This window comes from Streptomyces sp. NPDC001292 (assembly GCF_042896465.1).
Classification (GTDB): Bacteria; Actinomycetota; Actinomycetes; order Streptomycetales; family Streptomycetaceae; genus Streptomyces.
The window spans coordinates 56,055-72,961 of sequence record NZ_JBIAXG010000016.1; the positions used below are offsets into that span (position 1 = coordinate 56,055).

Consider the following 16,907-nt stretch of genomic DNA (forward strand, 5'->3'; position numbering starts at 1 on the left):
TGCCTCCCCGCGTGGATGAATGACAGGGTGACCCCTCTCACATTGGTCTGTCGAGGGTGCGTGACCGGTTCGTAAGGGAACCGGTAGGTATGTCGTTCTCGTCTATCGCATGGGTTTGGCCCGTACACAGGACACTGGTACATGGTTCGGACAGCGGTACGGCCAAGGGATCGGCCGCGTCGTCCGGGTGGCGGTTCAGATCGTGATTCACGGTTCGGTAGCGGCACGTTGGGCGTGCGGCACATGAGGAGGCATCGGTGGCGGGCGAGTCCCCCGACAGGTCGAAGCAGCGCGAGTCGTCGGCACGGAGGACGTCGGGGAGCGCGGGTTCGGTTCCCGAGTCCAGGAGCGAGGCCGGCGACCCGCGCCTCGCGTTGACCGGGGAGTCGGGCGAGGCCGGGTCGTCCGGCGCGTCCGGCGGCTCCGGGGGGCGCGGCGGGATCGACACGGCCACTCGGGTGCTTTCGGTACGGGATGTGAGGACGACGGCGGGGACCGACGACACCGACCACGCCGACGACACCGACCACGCCGACGACACCGAGGGCGCTGCCGCGGAGTCCGCCGCCGACGGTGACGAGGCCGGCGCGGCGGGTGACGCGCGCCTGCGTACGGCGGTGGCCGCGCGGGTGGACTCCGGGGACGACGGGAAGCGCGCGGAGGCGGGCAAGGGCCCGAAGTCCGCGGACACCGGGAACGCGCGGGACACGGAGGGCGGGACCGCCTCCGGCGAGGGAACGGGCGCGAAGGCCGGCACCTCCGAGGCTGACGGCGCGGAGACGGAGGCCGCGTCCGGAACCCACACCGAAGCTGAGGCTGAGGCTCCGGAGGACGTCTCCGGCGGGGAGGCGGACGCGCGCGGGAAGGCGGGGGCTGCGTCCCGAGCCGCCGACGAGGCTGCGGAGGACGCTTCCGACGCGGAGGAGGCGGAGGACGCCGACGACGCCGAGCGTGCGAAAGCCGGAGGCGCGCCGGAGGCCGACGCCGAGAGGCCCGAGGACGCCGCGCGGGGGAAGGACGGGGCTGAGCCCCGGGGCGCCGACGAGGCTGCGGTGGGCGCTTCCGACGCGGAGGAGGCGGAGGACGCCGACGACGCCGAGCGTGCGAAAGCCGGGGGCGCGCCGGAGGACGATGCCGAGAGGCCCGAGGACGCCGCGCGGGGGAAGGACGGGGCTGAGTCCCGAGTCGCCGACGAGGCTGCGGAGGACGCTTCCGACGCGGAGGAGGCGGAGGACGCCGACGACGCCGAGCGTGCGAAGGACGTGGTCGAGCCCGAGGCTGACGTCGAGGGCGCCGACGACACCGAGGACGCCGAGGACGACGGTGCCGCCGAGCGTGCCAAGGCGGAAGCCGCCCCCGAGGCCGACGATGACGGCGATGACGGCGATGACGGCGACGGCAAGCGTGCCGAGACCGACGAAGCCGCGGACGGCGACGCCCCCGAAGCCGGTGACGACGGCTCGGAGGGAGCGGCCCCGGACGAGAAGCCGCCCGTGGACCAGCCCACCACCGTGCTGAAGCTCGGCGGCGCCGCCAAGCCGCAGGTCGACCAGCCCACCACCATGCTCAAGCTGGGCGGCGACAAGAGGCGGGCACCCGAGTCCGATGCCGAGCGGACCAGCAAGTTCGTCGCGCTCAAGCCGCTCGACGCCCGTCAGACGCGCAAGCCGCAACCCGCGCAGCCGGCCACGCCCACGCCCAAGCCCGTGCCCGCGGACGCCACGGCGGCCGTCCCGCAGGTCGGTCCCGAGCGCACCACCCAGCAGCCGCTGCCTCCCAAGCCGCCGCTGGACCTGCTGGCCGAGCTGACGAACACTCCGCCGCCCCCGGAGACCCCGCTGCGCACCGTGCTGCGCCGCGTCAAGATCTGGACCCCCCTGGTCATCCTCCTGCTGATCGTCTTTGCGGTCGTGCAGGCGGTGCGCCCGCTGCCGGAGCCCACCTTCGCGCTGACCGCCAAGGACACCTACACCTTCGACGGCGACCAGGTGAAGCTGCCGTGGCCCGACGAGGGCCAGGGGTGGATGGACGTGGACGGCGTCGGCACGATGGACCACTTCGGCGAACAGAAGCCGGTCGCCATCGGCTCGGTCGCCAAGACCATGACCGCGTACATCATCCTGCGCGACCACCCGCTGAAGGCCGGCGAGGAAGGCCCGAAGATCGAGATCGACGCGACGGCGGAGAAGGAGGGCGGCTACGACAAGGCCGGCGAGTCCACGCTCAACACCATCAAGGCCGGCGACTCCCTCACCGAGAAGCAGGCCCTGTCCGCGGTCATGATCCCCTCCGCGAACAACATCGCGCGCCTGCTGGCCCGCTGGGACGCCGGCTCCGAGGTGGAGTTCGTCAAGAAGATGAACGCCACCGCCAAGGAACTCGGGATGGCGAACACGACGTACACCGACCCCTCGGGTCTGAAGGAGACCACCGTCTCCACCGCCGAGGACCAGGTGAAGCTCGGCAACGCGGCCATGAAGATCCCGGCCATGGTGGCCATCACCAGCGCGGCCAGCTGGACGGACCCGACCGGGAAGTACTGGAACAACTACAACGAGCTGCCCTACGCCATCGGGGCGATCGGCATCAAGACCGGCTCCACCACCGCGGCCGGCGGCAACCTGCTGTTCGCCGCCCACAAGCAGGTCGGCGGCCGGACGGTGACCATCGTCGGCGCGATCCTCGGCCAGCACAAGGGACAGTCGATCCTCGACACGGTCAACGCGGTCAGCAAGACCGCGCTGGTCGCCGCGAAGGGCGTGCCGACCTCGGCGAAGATCCTGAAGAAGGGTGACGTCGTCGGGTACGTCGACGACCGGCTCGGCGGCCACACGCCGGTCGTCGTCACCAAGGACGTCACCGCGGTCGGCTGGGCCGGCCTGCGGGTGAAGCTGTCCCTCACCACCAAGGACGTCCTGCCGCACACCGCGAAGGCCGGCACGGAAGTGGGCATGCTCACCGTCGGTGACGGCGCGGACGGCGCCGTAGAGGTGCCCGTCGCCCTCCAGGAGGACCTCGCCGAGCCGGGCTTCCCGGCCAAGCTGACGCGCCTCGGCTGACCCCCGCGTCACCCGGCGTCCGTCGCCGCCCCCGCGCACCCCGTCGGGCAGCCCCATCCGGGAGCTGACCCGGCGGGGTGCGTGCTAGCGTCACGAATCGGGCACGTCGCCGGTCGCGGGACGCGGCCGCGAACAGAGAACAGGACACGGGGAGTGCCGTCAGGTGGCCACAGCGGATCCGACACGCGCCGACGACGCCGATCCGGGCCCGGGGAACGGTCCGCGAACAGGAGCGTCCACGACCGACACCGACGGTGACCACGGGCGGCCGGGCGACCCGGTGGGCGACCGGGACGGCGAACGGCCCCGCGCCGGGGGCGCGGTCATGGCGGTCCGGGAGCGGATGCTGCGGCATCCCGTCCTGTCCGTCACCGCCCTGGCCGGTCTGCTGCACGTCGTCTGGTTCTTCACGTTCGCCAACAGCGGCGGCGACCTCGCGGCGCAGGACGCGTGGGCCGAGTTCGTCGGCCGGCACCCCGACTCCGCGTACAACCTCGCCTGGTACGGCGGCATGCACCCGGTGTCGTACAGCATGGTGTCGCCGTATCTGATGTCCGTCCTCGGCGTCCGTACGACGATGATGATCGCCGGCACGGTCTCCGCGGGCCTGCTGACGCTCGTCCTCATCCGCAGCCGCGCGGTCAGGAACCCCCTGTGGGCCGCGCTGACCGGTGTCTTCGGGCTGCTGTGCAACGCGCTGTCGGGCCGGGTGACCTTCGGGCTGGGCACGATGTTCGCGCTGGGCGCGGTCGCGGCCGTGTTCTGCTGGCCGCACCGCTGGCGCTTCAAACGCTGGGCGAAGGCGCTGATCGCGGCCCCGCTGGCCGCGCTCGCCACCATGTCCTCGCCGGTGGCGGGCCTGTTCGTGGGCCTGGTCGCGGTCGCGCTGTTCCTGCAGAAGCGCCGCCCGGGCGCCTGGGCGCTGGGCCTGGCCCCGGCCGCGGTGGTGGCCGCGTCGGCCTGGCTGTTCCCGTTCTCCGGCACCCAGCCGATGACGTTCGCCTCGGTGATCCTGCCCCTGATCTACGCCGTGCTCGCCGTCGTCCTCGTCCCCCGGGAGTGGAAGACGGTCCGGATCACGTCCGCGGTGTACGGCCTGTCGGTCGTCCTGGTCTGGCTGATCAGCTCCCAGATCGGCTCCAACATCACCAGGCTGGCCATGCTGTTCGCCGGGGTGGTCCTGGTGGCGGCGCTGCCGTTCGCGGTGCCGCGCTCGCGCACCTGGTTCACCATCGTGCTGGCCGTCGTCGGCTTCGTCGGCTGGATAGGGTTCAAGTCGGTCGACGACATCGTCAACACCACCCCGGCCGCCTCCTGGGCGCGCGAGCTGGCCCCCCTGGTCAACCAGTTGCAGCGGGTCGGCGCGGAGAAGGGCCGCGTCGAGGTGGTCCCCGCCCGCTCCCACCGCGAGGCCTCCGCGCTGGCGCCGTACGTCAACCTGGCCCGCGGCTGGAACCGCCAGGCCGACATGCAGCGCAACCCGCTCTTCTACGACGACACGCTCAACTCGGCGAACTACCACGACTGGTTGCAGCGGTGGGCGGTGCACTACGTGGTGCTGCCCAAGGGCGACGTCGACGGCAACGGCGGCGAGCGCGAACGCGCACTGGTGCAGGAGGGCATGCCGTACCTCAAGCAGGTCTGGGGCGACGCCAACTGGCAGCTGTTCAAGGTCACCGACCCGGCGCCGCTCGCCGAGCCGGACGCGATCGTCGAGCGCGCCGAGCAGGGCGAGATGACCCTCCAGGTGCGCAAGGCGGGCCGGGTCCTCATCCGCATCCCGTACTCGCCCTGGCTGAGCCTCGTCGACGACCAGGGCAAGAGCCTCAAGCCGCCCCAGGAGACCGACGCCTCCAAGCACCGCGCCGAAGGCGAGCCGAAGACGTACGACAACGTCAACGGCTGCCTCATGGAGACGGAGCAGGACGCCGAGGGCGACAAGTGGACCGTGCTGGTCGCGCCGAAGGCGGGCACGTACCGCCTGGCGGCGCCGTACCAGCTGCCGCGGGGCACTCCGTGCCCGGACGAGTTGAAGTGACCGCTGCCGGGTGCGGGGGGTCTCTCGAGGCGTCGACGTGCGCCGGGACCAGCAGGCCGAGACGGTCGTACAGCCGCAGGGCCTTGGCCGACAGCCGGGCCCGCGCGGCGAACGTGCCGATGGTGAGCGGCTCCTCGTCCACGCCCTCATCCTCCGTCACCGGGCGGCCTGTTCCGCCCGGCGGCAAGGACGCTCCGCCCTGCCCCAGGGGCAAGGTCAACACCCCTGGGGCAGGCCCTTCGAGCGAGACGCGTGGGGCAGGCCCTTCAGGCGAGCTGCTCCTCGACGGCCGCGACCAGCTCGGCGGCCTCGGGACCGGTCTGCGGGGAGAACCGGGCGACGACCTTGCCGTCCCGCCCGACCAGGAACTTCTCGAAGTTCCAGCGGATGTCCCCGCTGTACCCGTCGGAGTCGGCGAAGCCGGTCAGACGCTCGTAGAGCGCGTGCCGTCCCTCCCCGTTCACCTCGACCTTCTCGGTCATGGGGAAGGTGACGCCGTACGTGGCGGAACAGAACTCGGCGATCTCCTCGGCGCTGCCCGGCTCCTGCCCCATGAACTGGTTGCACGGCACCCCGAGCACGGTGAAGCCCTGCCCGGCGTACCGCTCGTGCAGCTGTTCGAGCCCGGCGTACTGCGGGGTGAGCCCGCACTTGGACGCCACGTTCACGATGAGCACGACCCGCCCCGCGTACTGCCCGAGGCCGGCCGGCCCGCCCTGGAGAGCGCCGATCTCCACGGACAGGGGGGAGTCCGGGGCAGTGGCGCCGTTGCTGTCTGAAGTGGTCATGAGCGGATGCTAGTCGGGCGGAGCCGGCGGTGCCGAGCGTCGGTCCCCTTGCCCGCGTCCGTCCCCGCGCCCGCCCCCGAGGCCGCCTCGACGAGGACCTGCCCCGCCCCGGTCCGTGAGTAGAGCACCGACCGCCCGGCCCGCCGGCGCTCCACCAGCCCCGCGTCCAGCAGCACGCGCAGATGGCGGCCCACGGAGCCCAGCTTCTGCCCGGTCACGGCGGTCAGCTGGGTGGTGCTGAGCGGCGAGTCGAGCAGGATCAGCACCTGGGCGCGTGCCCGGCCCAGCAGCGCGCCGAGGCCCGTGGGGACGGCGGCCCGGCGCGCGTCGGTGTCGGCGAGGGCGCCGGCGCAGGGATAGACGACGGCGTAGCGACGCTGCGTCTCGTCCCACGACACCCAGCCGGCCTGCGGGGTGACCGGGACGAAGACGAGCTGGGCGCCGGAGATCTCGCGCGGCGGATACTCGTGCGGGTTGACCTGGAAGCGGTTCTGGCCGAGCCAGCGTGTGCCCGGCCGCAGGGTGTCCAGTACCGCCGCCCAGCCGCCCCGGCTGACCTGCGCGGTCCGTGCCACCACATCGGCTTCGAGGACGCGCCGCCGCCGGGCCCAGAAGGGCCGTACGGCGTCCGCCCAGACGTACTCCAGGAGCCGGGCCGCGCGCTCGGGCAGGTCGTCCCGCTCCAGCGCGGCCGGCAGCGGTCCGGCGAGCGAGGTCCGCAGGTGCGCGCGGGCTGCCGCCGGGTCGGTGGCGCGCACCCGCTCGACGCCCTTCTCGAAGGACTCCTCGTCCCGTGGCGTGGGGGTGAGGAAGTCGGCGATCCAGTCCCGGCCGAGTCCGGCGCGGACGAGGAGCGCGGTGACGGGGTCGTCGGCGAGGAGCCGCCGGTAGGCGGGCAGGTGGGCACGCAGCCACGCCTGCTCGCCGGGATGCCCGCCGGTGCCCGCGTGCAGCAGCTTCAGGCTCGCGAAGGTCTCGGCGAGCGGCGAGAACAGGAACCGGCTCCCGGCGAGCGTGTCCGCGTTGACCTGCCACCAGCCCATGGACCCTCCCCCGGGACCTTTCGCACCCGTGCGAAACAATAACCACCCGCCCTGTGCCCGCCCGAGACTCCGGCGCATGCGCAGCTACCAGCAGCTCTTCCGATCCCCGGAGTTCACCCCGCTCTTCCTCGCGTCCTGTGCGCAGACGGTGGCCCAGACGGCGAGCGGACTCGCGCTCGGCACCCTGGTGTACCGGGCGACGGACTCGCCCCTGCTCTCCGCGGTGAGCATGTTCGGCCCCTCGCTGGCCCAGGTGCTCGGCGCCACCCTCTTCCTGTCCGGCGCGGACCGGCTGCCGCCGCGCCGTGCGCTGGTGGCCGTCTGCCTGTCCTTCGCGGCCGGCACGGCGCTGCTGGCGCTGCCCGGCCTGGCGCTGTGGGCGGTCTTCGCCGTGGTCCTCGTACAGGGGCTGGTCGCCTCCCTGGGCGGGGGAGTCCGCTGGGGTCTGCTGAACGAGATCCTGTCCAAGGGCGGCTATCTGCTGGGGCGTTCGGTGTTCAACATGATGAGCGGCATCATGCAGATCACCGGGTACGCGACGGGCGGGGTGCTGGTGGCGGCCCTGTCACCGCGGGTCTCGCTGCTGCTGTCCGCCGCGCTGTACGCCGTGGCGGCCGCGGTGCTCCGCCTCGGTCTGACCCACCGGCGGCCCCGTGCCTCCGGCCGCCCCTCGGTCCCGGCGACCTGGCGCACCAACGCCCTGCTGTGGTCGTCCCGCCCGCGCCGCCTGACCTACCTGGGCCTTTGGCTCCCCAACGGCCTGGTGGTCGGCTGCGAGTCCCTCTACGTCTCCTACGCCCCCGCCGCGGCGGGCACGCTGTTCGCGTGCGCGGCGCTCGGCATGCTGGCCGGCGACGTGACGGTGGGCCGTCTGCTGCCCCCGGCGGTACGCCGCCGGGCGGCCACGCCGCTGCTGCTGCTCCTGGCCGCCCCGTACCTGCTCTTCGCCCTCCACCCGCCCGTACCGGTGGCCGCCTGCCTGGTCACCCTCGCCTCCGTCGGCTTCGGCGCGAGCCTGGTCCAGCAGGAGCACCTGATGGCCTCGACCCCCGACGAACTCGCCGGCCACGCCCTGGGCCTGCACTCCGCGGGCATGCTCACCCTCCAGGGCGCCAGCGCCGCCCTGGCCGGCACGATCGCCCAACTCACCTCACCCGAAACGGCGATGACGGCGACGGCCGCGGCCTCGACAGCGGTGACCCTGACCCTGGCCACAGCGTCCCGCCGCCCTAACCCCGAGAAGCACAAACCTTCTCCACCCAGACCCGGCACCCCCATCGACCGAGCAACCCCACACCCAGAGCCACAAGAAGAGCACCCCAGTCGATGACATGCGGCAACCCGGGAAAGTAGGCGAAGAACCCGATCGCCACCACGAACCCGGCGATGAACCCGCCCCCACCGGCCCACCGCCGCCACTCCCACTGCTCACCCATGCACGACCCACTCCGTGACACGACGACACCGACTCACCCACCGCACGCCGTTGACGTGGAGCTGGGTGCCCGCCTTGCCATAACGAGGCAGCGTCCGGGAAGGGTTCGGTGCTAGTCCTTGACCGCTCCCGCGTTGGCGCCCTGGACGAAGTGGCGTTGGAAGCCGAAGAAGATCGCGACGGGCAGGGTGGACAGCAGGGCCGCGGCCAGTTTCAGGGGGTACTGGGTGCCGCCGCCCAGGCTGCCCGAGACCATGCGGGCGAGGCCGGTGGTCAGGGTTTCGTACTGGCTGGACTGGGTGGCCACGAGGTAGTGGGTGAACTCGTTCCAGGAGCCCTGGAACGCCAGGATCGTCACGGTGATCAGGGCGGGCCGCGCCATCGGCAGGACGACCGACCAGAAGGTGCGGAAGACACCGGCGCCGTCGACCCGGGCGGCTTCCTCCACCTCCCGGGGGATCGACTCGAAGAACTGCTTCATGATGAAGACCTGCGTCGCGTCCACCAGCAGCGGAAGGATCATGCCGGTGTAGGTGTCGAACAGCCCGAAGGTGTTCAGCACCAGGAACCTCGGGATCAGCAGCACCACGGGGGGCACCGCGATCACGGTGAGGAGGAACCCGAACAGCAGGGTGCGGCCGGGGAAGCGCAGCCGGGCCAGCGCGTACCCGGCCATCGAGGCGAACAGCACCCGCCCGGCGGTGACGACGGCCGCGACGAACACCGAGTTGCCCAGCCAGCGCAGGAACGGCACCCCGTCTCCGGCCTCGCTGATTCCGAACAGACGCTGGTAGGCGGCGGTCGTCGGGGTGACCGGGAACAGTCCGAGGGGATGCGCCGCCGCCTCCGGGTCCGTCTTGAACCCGGTGGCCAACTGGATGGCGAACGGCAGGAGGTACAGCAGTCCGAGCGCCGCCACCAGCGCGTACCCGAGGATCCGCAAGGGCCGGGGGAAGCGTCCGAGCACCGGACGGCCCTGCGCCCGGGCGGCCGTGGAAGAAGCGCTCATCGGTTCCTCCGGGGACGGGCGGCGCGCTCGCGCAGCAGGAAGCGTTGCACGGCCGTCATGGTCAGGATCAGTACGAGCAGGATGAAGGCGATGGCCGCGCCCTGGCCGAAGTCGGCGTCGCCGAAGGCGGTGGAGTAGGACAGGAAGGCCGGCGTGAGCGTGGTGTTGCCGGGGGCGCCCTGGCTCATGACGTACACCTGGTCGAAGACCTGCCAGGTGGCGATCACGCCGAGGGTGAGGACGAGGAACAGCACGGGCCGCAGCGCGGGCAGTGTCACGTACCGCAGCATCTGCAAGCGGTTGACGCCTTCGATGGCGGCTGCTTCCTCCAGCTCGCGCGGGACGTCCTGGAGGGCGGCGAGGAAGATCAGCATGAAGGTGCCGGCGGTCGTCCACACGGCGAGCAGGATGATCGTGCACATCGCGACGGACGGCCCGGACAGCCACTCGAACCAGGACAGTCCCATGAAGGAGTGGTCGGTCAGAGCGTCCGAGGGGTGGCCGGTGTCGACGACGCCCAGGCCGCCGAGCAGGAGGGAGAGCACTCCACGCGGGTCGTTGAACCAGTTCGGGCCGTTCACCCCGATCCAGGACAGCGCGGTGTTGACGGCGCCGCTGCCCTGGAACAGGAAGAGGAAGACCGTGGAGACCGCGATCGAGCTGGTGACCGAAGGAAAGAAGAACGCGGTGCGCAGGGCGCCCCGGGCGCGCAGCAGCCGCTGGTTGACGACGAGCGCCAGGCTCAGCGCGAGGAGGGTCTGCAGCGGCACGGTCAGCAGCACGTAATAGACGGTGTTGCGCAGCGAGGTCGCGAACAGGGTGCGGTCGAGGCCGTCCTCGGCGAGCAGCGCCCGGTAGTTGTCCAGGCCGACGAAATCCGCCTGCGCGCTGAAGGGGTTGGACTGTCCGTCCCAGTGCAGCAGGCTCACCCACAGCGCCATCAGGGTCGGCAGTACCAGGAACAGGCCGAGGACGAGCACCATGGGGCTGACGAACAGCCAGCCCCAGGCGCCCTCCGCGCGGCGCCCCACCCGCCGGGCGGGCGCCGCCGAGCTCGGGCCGGGCCCGCCGGGCGTGTCAGGTTCGCCCGGCGGGCCGGCCGTACGGGACCCCTCGCCGGCGCGGGAGCGCGGTTCCGGACGGGGGTGGTGTGGCGTACGCGCGGACACGGTGGTCAGTTGCCCTTCGTGAGCGCCGCTTCGCCGTTGCGCTGGAGGCCGGCGAGGATCTTCTTCGGATCCGTGGTGTCCAGCGCCGCGAGGTCGGTGTTGAACTGGCCGAGCACCTTGTCGAATCCGGCGAGGGTCACCGGGCCCTGTGCGTAGGCGCTGGCGTCGACCCACGCCTTCGCGTCGGGGTTCTGCTTCGCGTACTCGGCCAGGGCGCTGGTGCGGGAGGGCATCACGCCGAAAGCGTCGGCGTTCTTCAGCTGCTGCGTGCTGGAGTTCAGGTACGTCACCAGGTCGACGGCCGCCGCCCGGTGGGCGCTCTCGGCAGCCACGCCCCAGCACTGGCTGAAGGCGAGCGTGCCCTGGCCGGCCGGACCGGCGGGCAGCGGGACCACCTTGTACTCGACGTCGGGGTAGTCGGCCTTCATGGCGCCGCTGAGCCAGTTGCCCTCGATGGTCATGGCGGCCTTGCCCTTGCCGAAGGCCTCACCGCCCCAGTTGGTGTCGACCTGGTTGGCGTACTTCATGGAGCCGGACTTCAGCAGGGACTGCACGAAGCGGAGCGCCTGCACGTTCTGCGGGCTGTCGGCGGTCATCTTCGTCTGGTCGGCGTTGGTGATCCAGCCGCCGGCCTCCTTCATGAAGACGCCGAGCCGCGCGTGTTCGGCGCTGGTGACCAGTCCGGTCACACCGTGCCCGGTCAGCTTGCCCGCGACCTTCCTCAGCTGGTCCCAGGTCGTCGGGTAGTCCTTCTCGGTCAGCCCCGCCTTCTTCCACAGGTCGGTGTTGACCGCCAGCGCGAGCGTGGAGGTGTCCTTGGGCAGGCACACCAGCTTGCCGTCGTGGGTGAAGGAGGCCCGCAGCTGCTCGGAGAAGTCGTCGGCGTCCTTGATCTGGTCGCCGTAGGCGTACAGGGAGCCGCCTCTGGTGTAGTTCGCGAACTGGTCGGAGTTGACGTAGAAGGCGTCCGGCGGCTTGTGCCCGGCGAAGGCCTGGGCGAGCTGCTGGTTCATGTCCTTGGCGACGTCGACGGTCACCGTGTTGCCGGACTGCTTGGCGTACGCGGCCGCCGCATCCTTGACGGCCTTGGTCTCGGCGTCGCCCGAGCTGGCTATCAGCACCGTCAGATGCTGGCGGGAGCCGGTGTCCTGCTCCGTCTTCTTGTCGCTGCCGAAGTTCGAGGAGCAGCCCGCGGTGGCCAGTAGTGCCGCGCAGGTGGCGAGGGTCGCGGCGGCCGTACGGTGGGACATGGATTCCTCCGGGGTTCGGGATACGAGTGGCGGCTCCGCCCGGCGGCGCGGGACACGGCCGGGGGTGGAGGAGGAGGGAACTCGGGGACGGTGCCGGCCGGGACGGTGCCGGCCCGTGCTGATCGGCGCCTGCCGGGCCGTCGTCAGACAGTGGGCGCGGCCGGGTCCGCACCGGGTGCGCGGGTGCTGTCACGGACGACCAGGGACGGCGGCAGCAGGATGCGTTCGGGCGGCGCGCCGGGAGCGGCCATCCGCGCCAGCAGCAGCCGTACGCACTCCCGGCCGACCTCCTCCAGCGGCTGGGCGATGGAGGTCAGCGCGGGCGACAGGAGCTCTGCGGTCGGCGAGTCGTCGAAGCCGACCACGGCGACGTCGCGGCCGGGCACGGCGCCGCGCTCGCGCAGCGTCTGGTAGCAACCGAGCGCCAGCATGTCGCTGGCCGCGACCACCGCGGTCGCCCCCGCGTCCAGCAGCGGCTTCACGGCGGCGCGGGCCGCGTCGATGTCGTTCACGCTCTGCGCGCGCCGCCCGCGGGTCGGCAGCCCGTGCCGTTTCATGGCCCGCTGCCAGCCCTCGGCGCGGTCGTCACCGGCGCCGGAGGAGCCGCGCCCCCAGCCGAGGAAGGCGATCCTGCGATGCCCCAGGCCGATCAGGTGCTCCACGGCGGCGTCCGTGCCCGAGGCGCCGTCGACGTCGATCCAGTCGCCGATCTGCCGCCGCGACCACATCCGGCCGAAGGCGACGAACGGCACGCCCCGCTTGGCGAGCCATGCCTGGCGCGGGTCGTTGTGCTCGGTGCCGCTGAGCACGAAGCCGTCGACCTCGTGCTGGTCGAGGAGTTCCTCGTAGCCGTCCAGGGTCGGCGAGCCGGGCTGGCAGGCGAACAGCAGGATCCGGTAGCCGGCCTCGTCGGCGGCCTGTGACAGGGCGTGCAGGAACCGGTCGAGGACGGGGCTGCTGGCCGGGGCGGGCAGGATGCCGTAGCCGATCAGCTTGCTGGAGCGAGTGCGCAGCGTCTGCGCGGCACGGCTGGGGCGGTAGCCCATCTCGTCGATCACCCGGCGGACCCGCTCCAGGGTCTCGGAGCGCAGCAGGTCGGGCGAGTTGATCGCGTTCGACACGGTCTGCGGGGAGACCCCGGCCCGGCGGGCGACCATGGCGAGCGTCACCGGGCCGCCCCTGGCGGGCGGGTCGTTGCTGGAGCGGGGCATTGCGGGCCTCCGGCGTGCAGAGGGAACGAGGAGAGGGTTTTAGCGTTCCAAAAGCATTGTCAGCGCTCTGACGAGTCACTTAGTGTCTTTGGAACGATCAAACGCTGAGAGGTTCTACTCCCTTGGACTCGACTGTCAAGACCCCGGACACCAACGGCTCGGTCGCGCCGCCCCCCGCGGTGACCGAGGGCCTTCAGCCGTTTCTGCACGACGCGGTCGTCACGCTGTACGCGCCCAGCTTCGTGATCTCGCGCGCCGACGGGGCCTTCGACGGGGGCGCGGACGGCTTCTTCCACGGCGACCGCCGGGCGCTCTCCAGGCTGACCGTCGCGGCCGACGGCATCCCGCTGGCGCCGGTCGGGCAGGGGCTGCGCGGGGCGGACCGGGCGGACTTCCGGTCGATCCTGCGGGGGCTCGGAGAGGCGACGGCCGACCCCGCGGTCGCCCTGCACCGCCGCCGGACCACGGCGGCCGGCGGGTTCGAGGAAGTCCTGGAGGTCACCAACGCGGGCACTCGGTCGGTCCGTTTCCGGCTGACGGTCACGGCCGGCACGGACCTCGCCACCATGGAACAGGTCAAGTCCGGGTGCCCGGTGGAGACGGCAGCCCCGCAGGCCGCGAACTCCGGGGGGAGTGAACTGTCCTGGGCGAGCGACGGGTTCGCCGTGCGCCTGACCAGTGAGCCCGCGCCCCAGGCGCTGGACGTGCCGGCGGGCCGGCTGTCGTACGACATCGCCCTGGCCCCGGGTGCCTCGTGGGCGGCGACCCTGCGCTGCACCGCGGCCTACGCGGACGGCGACCAGTTCCCGGCGGCCCCCGCCGACGCCGTACCGTGGGGCACCCCCGTCCTGCGCAGCGCGGACCGAGGCCTCGACCGGTGGCTGGAGCAGTCGCTCGCCGACCTGGACCGCCTGCGGCTGACGGACCCGCGGTCGCCCGGGGCCCGGCCGGACCAGTTCCTGGCCGCCGGCGCACCCTGGTTCCTGACCCTCTTCGGCCGCGACTCGCTCTGGGCCGCCCGCATGCTGCTCCCGCTCGGCACCGATCTCGCGGCGGGCACCCTGCGCACCCTCGCCCGCCGCCAGGGCGGCGTCACCGACCCGGCAACCGAGGAGCAGCCGGGCAAGATCCTGCACGAAGTGCGGCGCGGCACCTCGGCGTTCAGCGACACGTTCTCGCTCCCGCCGGTGTACTACGGCACGGTGGACGCCACCCCCCTGTGGATCACCCTGCTCCACGACGCCTGGCGCTGGGGCCTGGCGCCGGAGGAGGTCGAGCGGATGCTGCCGCACGCCGAGTCGGCGCTGGCGTGGATGCGCGACCACGGGGACGCCGGCGGCGACGGCTTCCTCAAGTACGTCGACCAGTCGGGCCGGGGCCTGGCCAACCAGGGCTGGAAGGACTCCGGCGACTCCATCCGCCACCGTGACGGCCGCCTCGCCCAGCCGCCGATCGCGCTGTGCGAGGTGCAGGCGTACGCCCATGAGGCCGCGCGCGGCGGAGCGGCGCTGCTGCGGTCCTTCGGCCGCCCGGGGGCCGACGAGTGGGAGGAGTGGGCGGACCGGCTCGCCGCGCGCTTCCGCGAGCGCTTCTGGGTGGAGGACGAGCGGGGCCCGTACCCGGCGGTCGCGCTGGACGGCGACGGCAGGCCGGTGGACTCGGTCACCTCGGGCTTCGGCCACCTCCTGGGCACGGGTCTGCTCAACCACGAGGAGAGCGCGCTCCTGGCCGCCCGGCTCTCCGGCGGCGACCTGGACGCGGGCCACGGTCTGCGCACGCTGAGCAGCGAGGCGGTGGGCTTCAACCCGTACGGCTACCACATCGGTTCGATCTGGCCGCACGACACGGCGATCGCCGTGGACGGACTGGTCCGGTCCGGTTTCCCGGACGCCGCGGCGTCGCTGGCGGACGGCCTGCTGACGGCGTCGGCGGCGTTCGACGCCCGGCTGCCCGAACTCTTCGCGGGTCACGGAGCCGAGGCCGGCCCGCGCCCCGCGCCCTATCCGGCGTCCTGCAGGCCCCAGGCGTGGGCGGCCGCGTCCTCGGTCCTCGTCCTCCAGTCGGCCCTCGGCCTGAGCGCGGACGTCCCCGCCGGCACCCTCACGGTGACCCCGGCCTTCGCCCGCGCGTACGGCCCGCTGACGGTCACCGGGCTCCAGATCGGCGGAAACCGTCTGGACATCACGGTGGGGGCCGACGGATCGGCGGAGGTGTCTGCGCCGGAGGGCCTGACAGTGATCACCGGCTGACCCCGACGAGGGACCGGCCGTGGGCTGCGCGGGGGCGGGGGCGGGGGCGGGGAGCGCGGGAGGGCTACGGGCCGGGAAGGGTACGGGCGGCGGCACACAGTCGGTCGTGGGAGCCGCCGCCGGTCGTAGGAGCCGGTGTCACTCGTCCTCGGGCGGCGCCGAGGACTCCGCGAGCCGTTCGCCGATGTCGTCCGCCCATTCCTGGGCCCAGCGGCGGAGCTCGGCGATGGCCCGGTCGTCGAGCCCGCAGGCGGTGAACTCGCGGTCGTCGATCCACTCGGCGCCGACGAGACGGGTCTGAAGATCGGCGAGGTCGAAGACGTCACCGGCGTGGCGGCGGCCGAGTTCCTCCAACTCCGGGTGGCTCCACCGGTCGGCGGCGGCGTGGACGTCGACGAGGTCGGGGGCGAGGCCCTGGCCGGCCAGTGCGCGCACCCTGGTGCCGACGAGGTCCTCGAGGGAGAGGACCGGGCCCGACTCGCCCGCCTCCAACGGCCGCCACAGCACCTCCTTGAGCACCTGCACGGCGTACTCCTCCCCGGCCCCGGCCGCCGGGTCACCGGCCACCAGCCGGGCCGCCAGCGGCTCCGTCCCCGAGGTCCGCACCCGCCAGCCGCGTTCCTCCAGGCCGGCGCGCACCGCCGCGACGATGTCCCCCGTCTCGACCGGGCTCTCGGTGGCCACGTCGACGTCCCGTCCGGGCCGGTCCACGAGTCCGTGTGCCCGCACCGCGTCCCCACCGGCGAGCGCCAGCCCGTACGGCGCCCCCACCGCCAGCAGATCCCCCACCAACCGCCGCCGCACCTCACCGCCGTTCACCCGACGATTATCACCACCGAGCACCGAGCGGACCGGGACCAGCGCCCGGTCGCGTCGGCCGATGTCGCCGCTCCGCGAAGAAATCCCGCGGGGGTGTCATCCGGGTGGGGGCCCGGCGGGGTTTGAACGGGTGGAGAGGCGCCCTCCCTTCATCAGTCAGCCTGGATCCCGCAAGGGTCCGTGTTCCGCGAGGAGTTGCCCGTTCATGAAACGGACGCTGAAGTACCTGACCTGCGCGGCCGTCACCGCCGCTGTGGCGGGGATGGCCACGGTGTCGTACGCCGTACCCGCGACGGCACCGCACGGCACGGTCGCGAAGGCGGAGGCGGCGCAGACCCAGACCGCTTCGGCCTCGAAGGCCCGGGCCGCCACGGCGACGCAGCCGACGGCGGAGAAGACCGCCCCGACGCCCCGTATCGTCGCCCCCGGTGAGCACGTGACGGCCTTCCCCGGCTTCGAGCTCTGGCTCACGCCCGAGGGCAAGCACTGGACGACGCCCTCCTCGCCCGACCCCCAGTTCCGCAGCGTGGTCGACGGCAACATCGACCGGAACACCCCCGGAGTCTCGGTGCAGTCCGAGGGCACGGACAGCCGCGTGTACTTCTCCGGCCTGTACTACGGCGGCAAGGGCACCGCGTCCAGCGTCGAGGTCGAAACGGTGGACGGGACGGTGCACGGCAAGCTCATCGAGCTGCCCGGCAACCCCGGATGGGGCGCCTGGTACGCCACCGCCCGCGTCAAGCCCGGCAGCGGCTCCTGGGACTACGTGTCCCGGGTCACCGTCCACGACACCGAGGGCGAGATCTACGCCCAGTTGACGCTGCGCTGATCTCCCGG

Annotated in this window: 12 protein-coding genes and 1 pseudogene; 5 read left to right on the plus strand and 8 right to left on the minus strand. The window is 72.6% G+C overall.

What is annotated here, in order from left to right:
• Positions 1-257 precede the first annotated feature (257 nt).
• Complete coding sequence (locus ACFY4A_RS18740) at positions 258-3,059, plus strand: D-alanyl-D-alanine carboxypeptidase (RefSeq protein ID WP_390830503.1); 2,802 nt, start codon at positions 258-260, stop codon at positions 3,057-3,059.
• Between the two features lie 163 nt (positions 3,060-3,222).
• A complete protein-coding gene (locus tag ACFY4A_RS18745; RefSeq protein ID WP_390830504.1) occupies positions 3,223-5,097 on the plus strand; it encodes an MFS transporter in 1,875 nt (624 codons plus the stop codon).
• 31 nt (positions 5,098-5,128) lie between these two features.
• On the opposite strand, the pseudogene ACFY4A_RS18750 reads toward ACFY4A_RS18745, so the two are convergent.
• From ACFY4A_RS18750 to ACFY4A_RS18760, 3 genes and pseudogenes are all read right to left on the minus strand, one after another.
• A pseudogene (locus ACFY4A_RS18750) lies at positions 5,129-5,257 on the minus strand (MerR family DNA-binding transcriptional regulator); the annotation flags it as partial.
• A gap of 106 nt (positions 5,258-5,363) precedes the next feature.
• The gene (locus ACFY4A_RS18755; protein WP_390830505.1) at positions 5,364-5,885 is read right to left on the minus strand and encodes a glutathione peroxidase; all 522 of its coding nucleotides are present in this window, start codon (positions 5,883-5,885) and stop codon (positions 5,364-5,366) included.
• Entirely contained in the window at positions 5,882-6,928 is a 1,047-nt protein-coding gene (locus tag ACFY4A_RS18760) for a winged helix-turn-helix domain-containing protein (RefSeq protein WP_390830506.1), read from the minus strand. Before ACFY4A_RS18760 ends, ACFY4A_RS18755 begins: the two co-directional genes overlap by 4 nt.
• Positions 6,929-7,004: 76 nt before the next feature.
• Between ACFY4A_RS18760 and ACFY4A_RS18765 the strand changes: the two genes are divergently transcribed.
• Positions 7,005-8,258 carry an MFS transporter gene (locus ACFY4A_RS18765; protein ID WP_390830507.1) on the plus strand — a complete coding sequence of 418 codons (1,254 nt, stop codon included), beginning with the start codon at positions 7,005-7,007 and terminating at the stop codon, positions 8,256-8,258.
• A 217-nt stretch (positions 8,259-8,475) separates the two neighbouring features.
• Here the strand turns inward: ACFY4A_RS18765 and ACFY4A_RS18770 are convergent, their stop codons facing one another.
• The 4 genes from ACFY4A_RS18770 to ACFY4A_RS18785 all read right to left on the minus strand — a co-directional run bounded on the left by ACFY4A_RS18770 (position 8,476) and on the right by ACFY4A_RS18785 (position 13,002).
• Positions 8,476-9,372 carry a carbohydrate ABC transporter permease gene (locus tag ACFY4A_RS18770; RefSeq protein WP_390830508.1) on the minus strand — a complete coding sequence of 299 codons (897 nt, stop codon included), beginning with the start codon at positions 9,370-9,372 and terminating at the stop codon, positions 8,476-8,478.
• Complete coding sequence (locus tag ACFY4A_RS18775) at positions 9,369-10,355, minus strand: carbohydrate ABC transporter permease (RefSeq protein ID WP_390830584.1); 987 nt, start codon at positions 10,353-10,355, stop codon at positions 9,369-9,371. Before ACFY4A_RS18775 ends, ACFY4A_RS18770 begins: the two co-directional genes overlap by 4 nt.
• Positions 10,356-10,546: 191 nt before the next feature.
• On the minus strand, positions 10,547-11,791 hold the full coding sequence (locus tag ACFY4A_RS18780) for an extracellular solute-binding protein (protein ID WP_390830509.1): 1,245 nt from the start codon (positions 11,789-11,791) through the stop codon (positions 10,547-10,549).
• A gap of 143 nt (positions 11,792-11,934) precedes the next feature.
• On the minus strand, positions 11,935-13,002 hold the full coding sequence (locus ACFY4A_RS18785; protein ID WP_390830510.1) for a LacI family DNA-binding transcriptional regulator: 1,068 nt from the start codon (positions 13,000-13,002) through the stop codon (positions 11,935-11,937).
• Positions 13,003-13,124: 122 nt separating this feature from the next.
• On the opposite strand from ACFY4A_RS18785, the gene ACFY4A_RS18790 reads away from it, so the two are divergent.
• Positions 13,125-15,251 carry a glycogen debranching N-terminal domain-containing protein gene (locus ACFY4A_RS18790; protein ID WP_390830511.1) on the plus strand — a complete coding sequence of 709 codons (2,127 nt, stop codon included), beginning with the start codon at positions 13,125-13,127 and terminating at the stop codon, positions 15,249-15,251.
• Positions 15,252-15,389: 138 nt separating this feature from the next.
• Here the strand turns inward: ACFY4A_RS18790 and ACFY4A_RS18795 are convergent, their stop codons facing one another.
• Entirely contained in the window at positions 15,390-16,070 is a 681-nt protein-coding gene (locus tag ACFY4A_RS18795) for a hypothetical protein (protein WP_390830512.1), read from the minus strand.
• 205 nt (positions 16,071-16,275) lie between these two features.
• On the opposite strand from ACFY4A_RS18795, the gene ACFY4A_RS18800 reads away from it, so the two are divergent.
• Complete coding sequence (locus ACFY4A_RS18800; protein WP_390830513.1) at positions 16,276-16,899, plus strand: hypothetical protein; 624 nt, start codon at positions 16,276-16,278, stop codon at positions 16,897-16,899.
• Positions 16,900-16,907 lie beyond the last annotated feature (8 nt).

Coding starts and splice junctions, on each gene's coding strand:
- ACFY4A_RS18765 (WP_390830507.1), top strand. CDS start 7,005: ATGCGCAGCTACCAGCAGCTCTTCCGATCCCCGGAGTTCACCCCGCTC.
- ACFY4A_RS18760 (WP_390830506.1), bottom strand. CDS start 6,928: ATGGGCTGGTGGCAGGTCAACGCGGACACGCTCGCCGGGAGCCGGTTC.
- ACFY4A_RS18770 (WP_390830508.1), bottom strand. CDS start 9,372: ATGAGCGCTTCTTCCACGGCCGCCCGGGCGCAGGGCCGTCCGGTGCTC.
- ACFY4A_RS18800 (WP_390830513.1), top strand. CDS start 16,276: ATGAAACGGACGCTGAAGTACCTGACCTGCGCGGCCGTCACCGCCGCT.
- ACFY4A_RS18755 (WP_390830505.1), bottom strand. CDS start 5,885: ATGACCACTTCAGACAGCAACGGCGCCACTGCCCCGGACTCCCCCCTG.
- ACFY4A_RS18775 (WP_390830584.1), bottom strand. CDS start 10,355: ATGGTGCTCGTCCTCGGCCTGTTCCTGGTACTGCCGACCCTGATGGCG.
- ACFY4A_RS18780 (WP_390830509.1), bottom strand. CDS start 11,791: ATGTCCCACCGTACGGCCGCCGCGACCCTCGCCACCTGCGCGGCACTA.
- ACFY4A_RS18785 (WP_390830510.1), bottom strand. CDS start 13,002: ATGCCCCGCTCCAGCAACGACCCGCCCGCCAGGGGCGGCCCGGTGACG.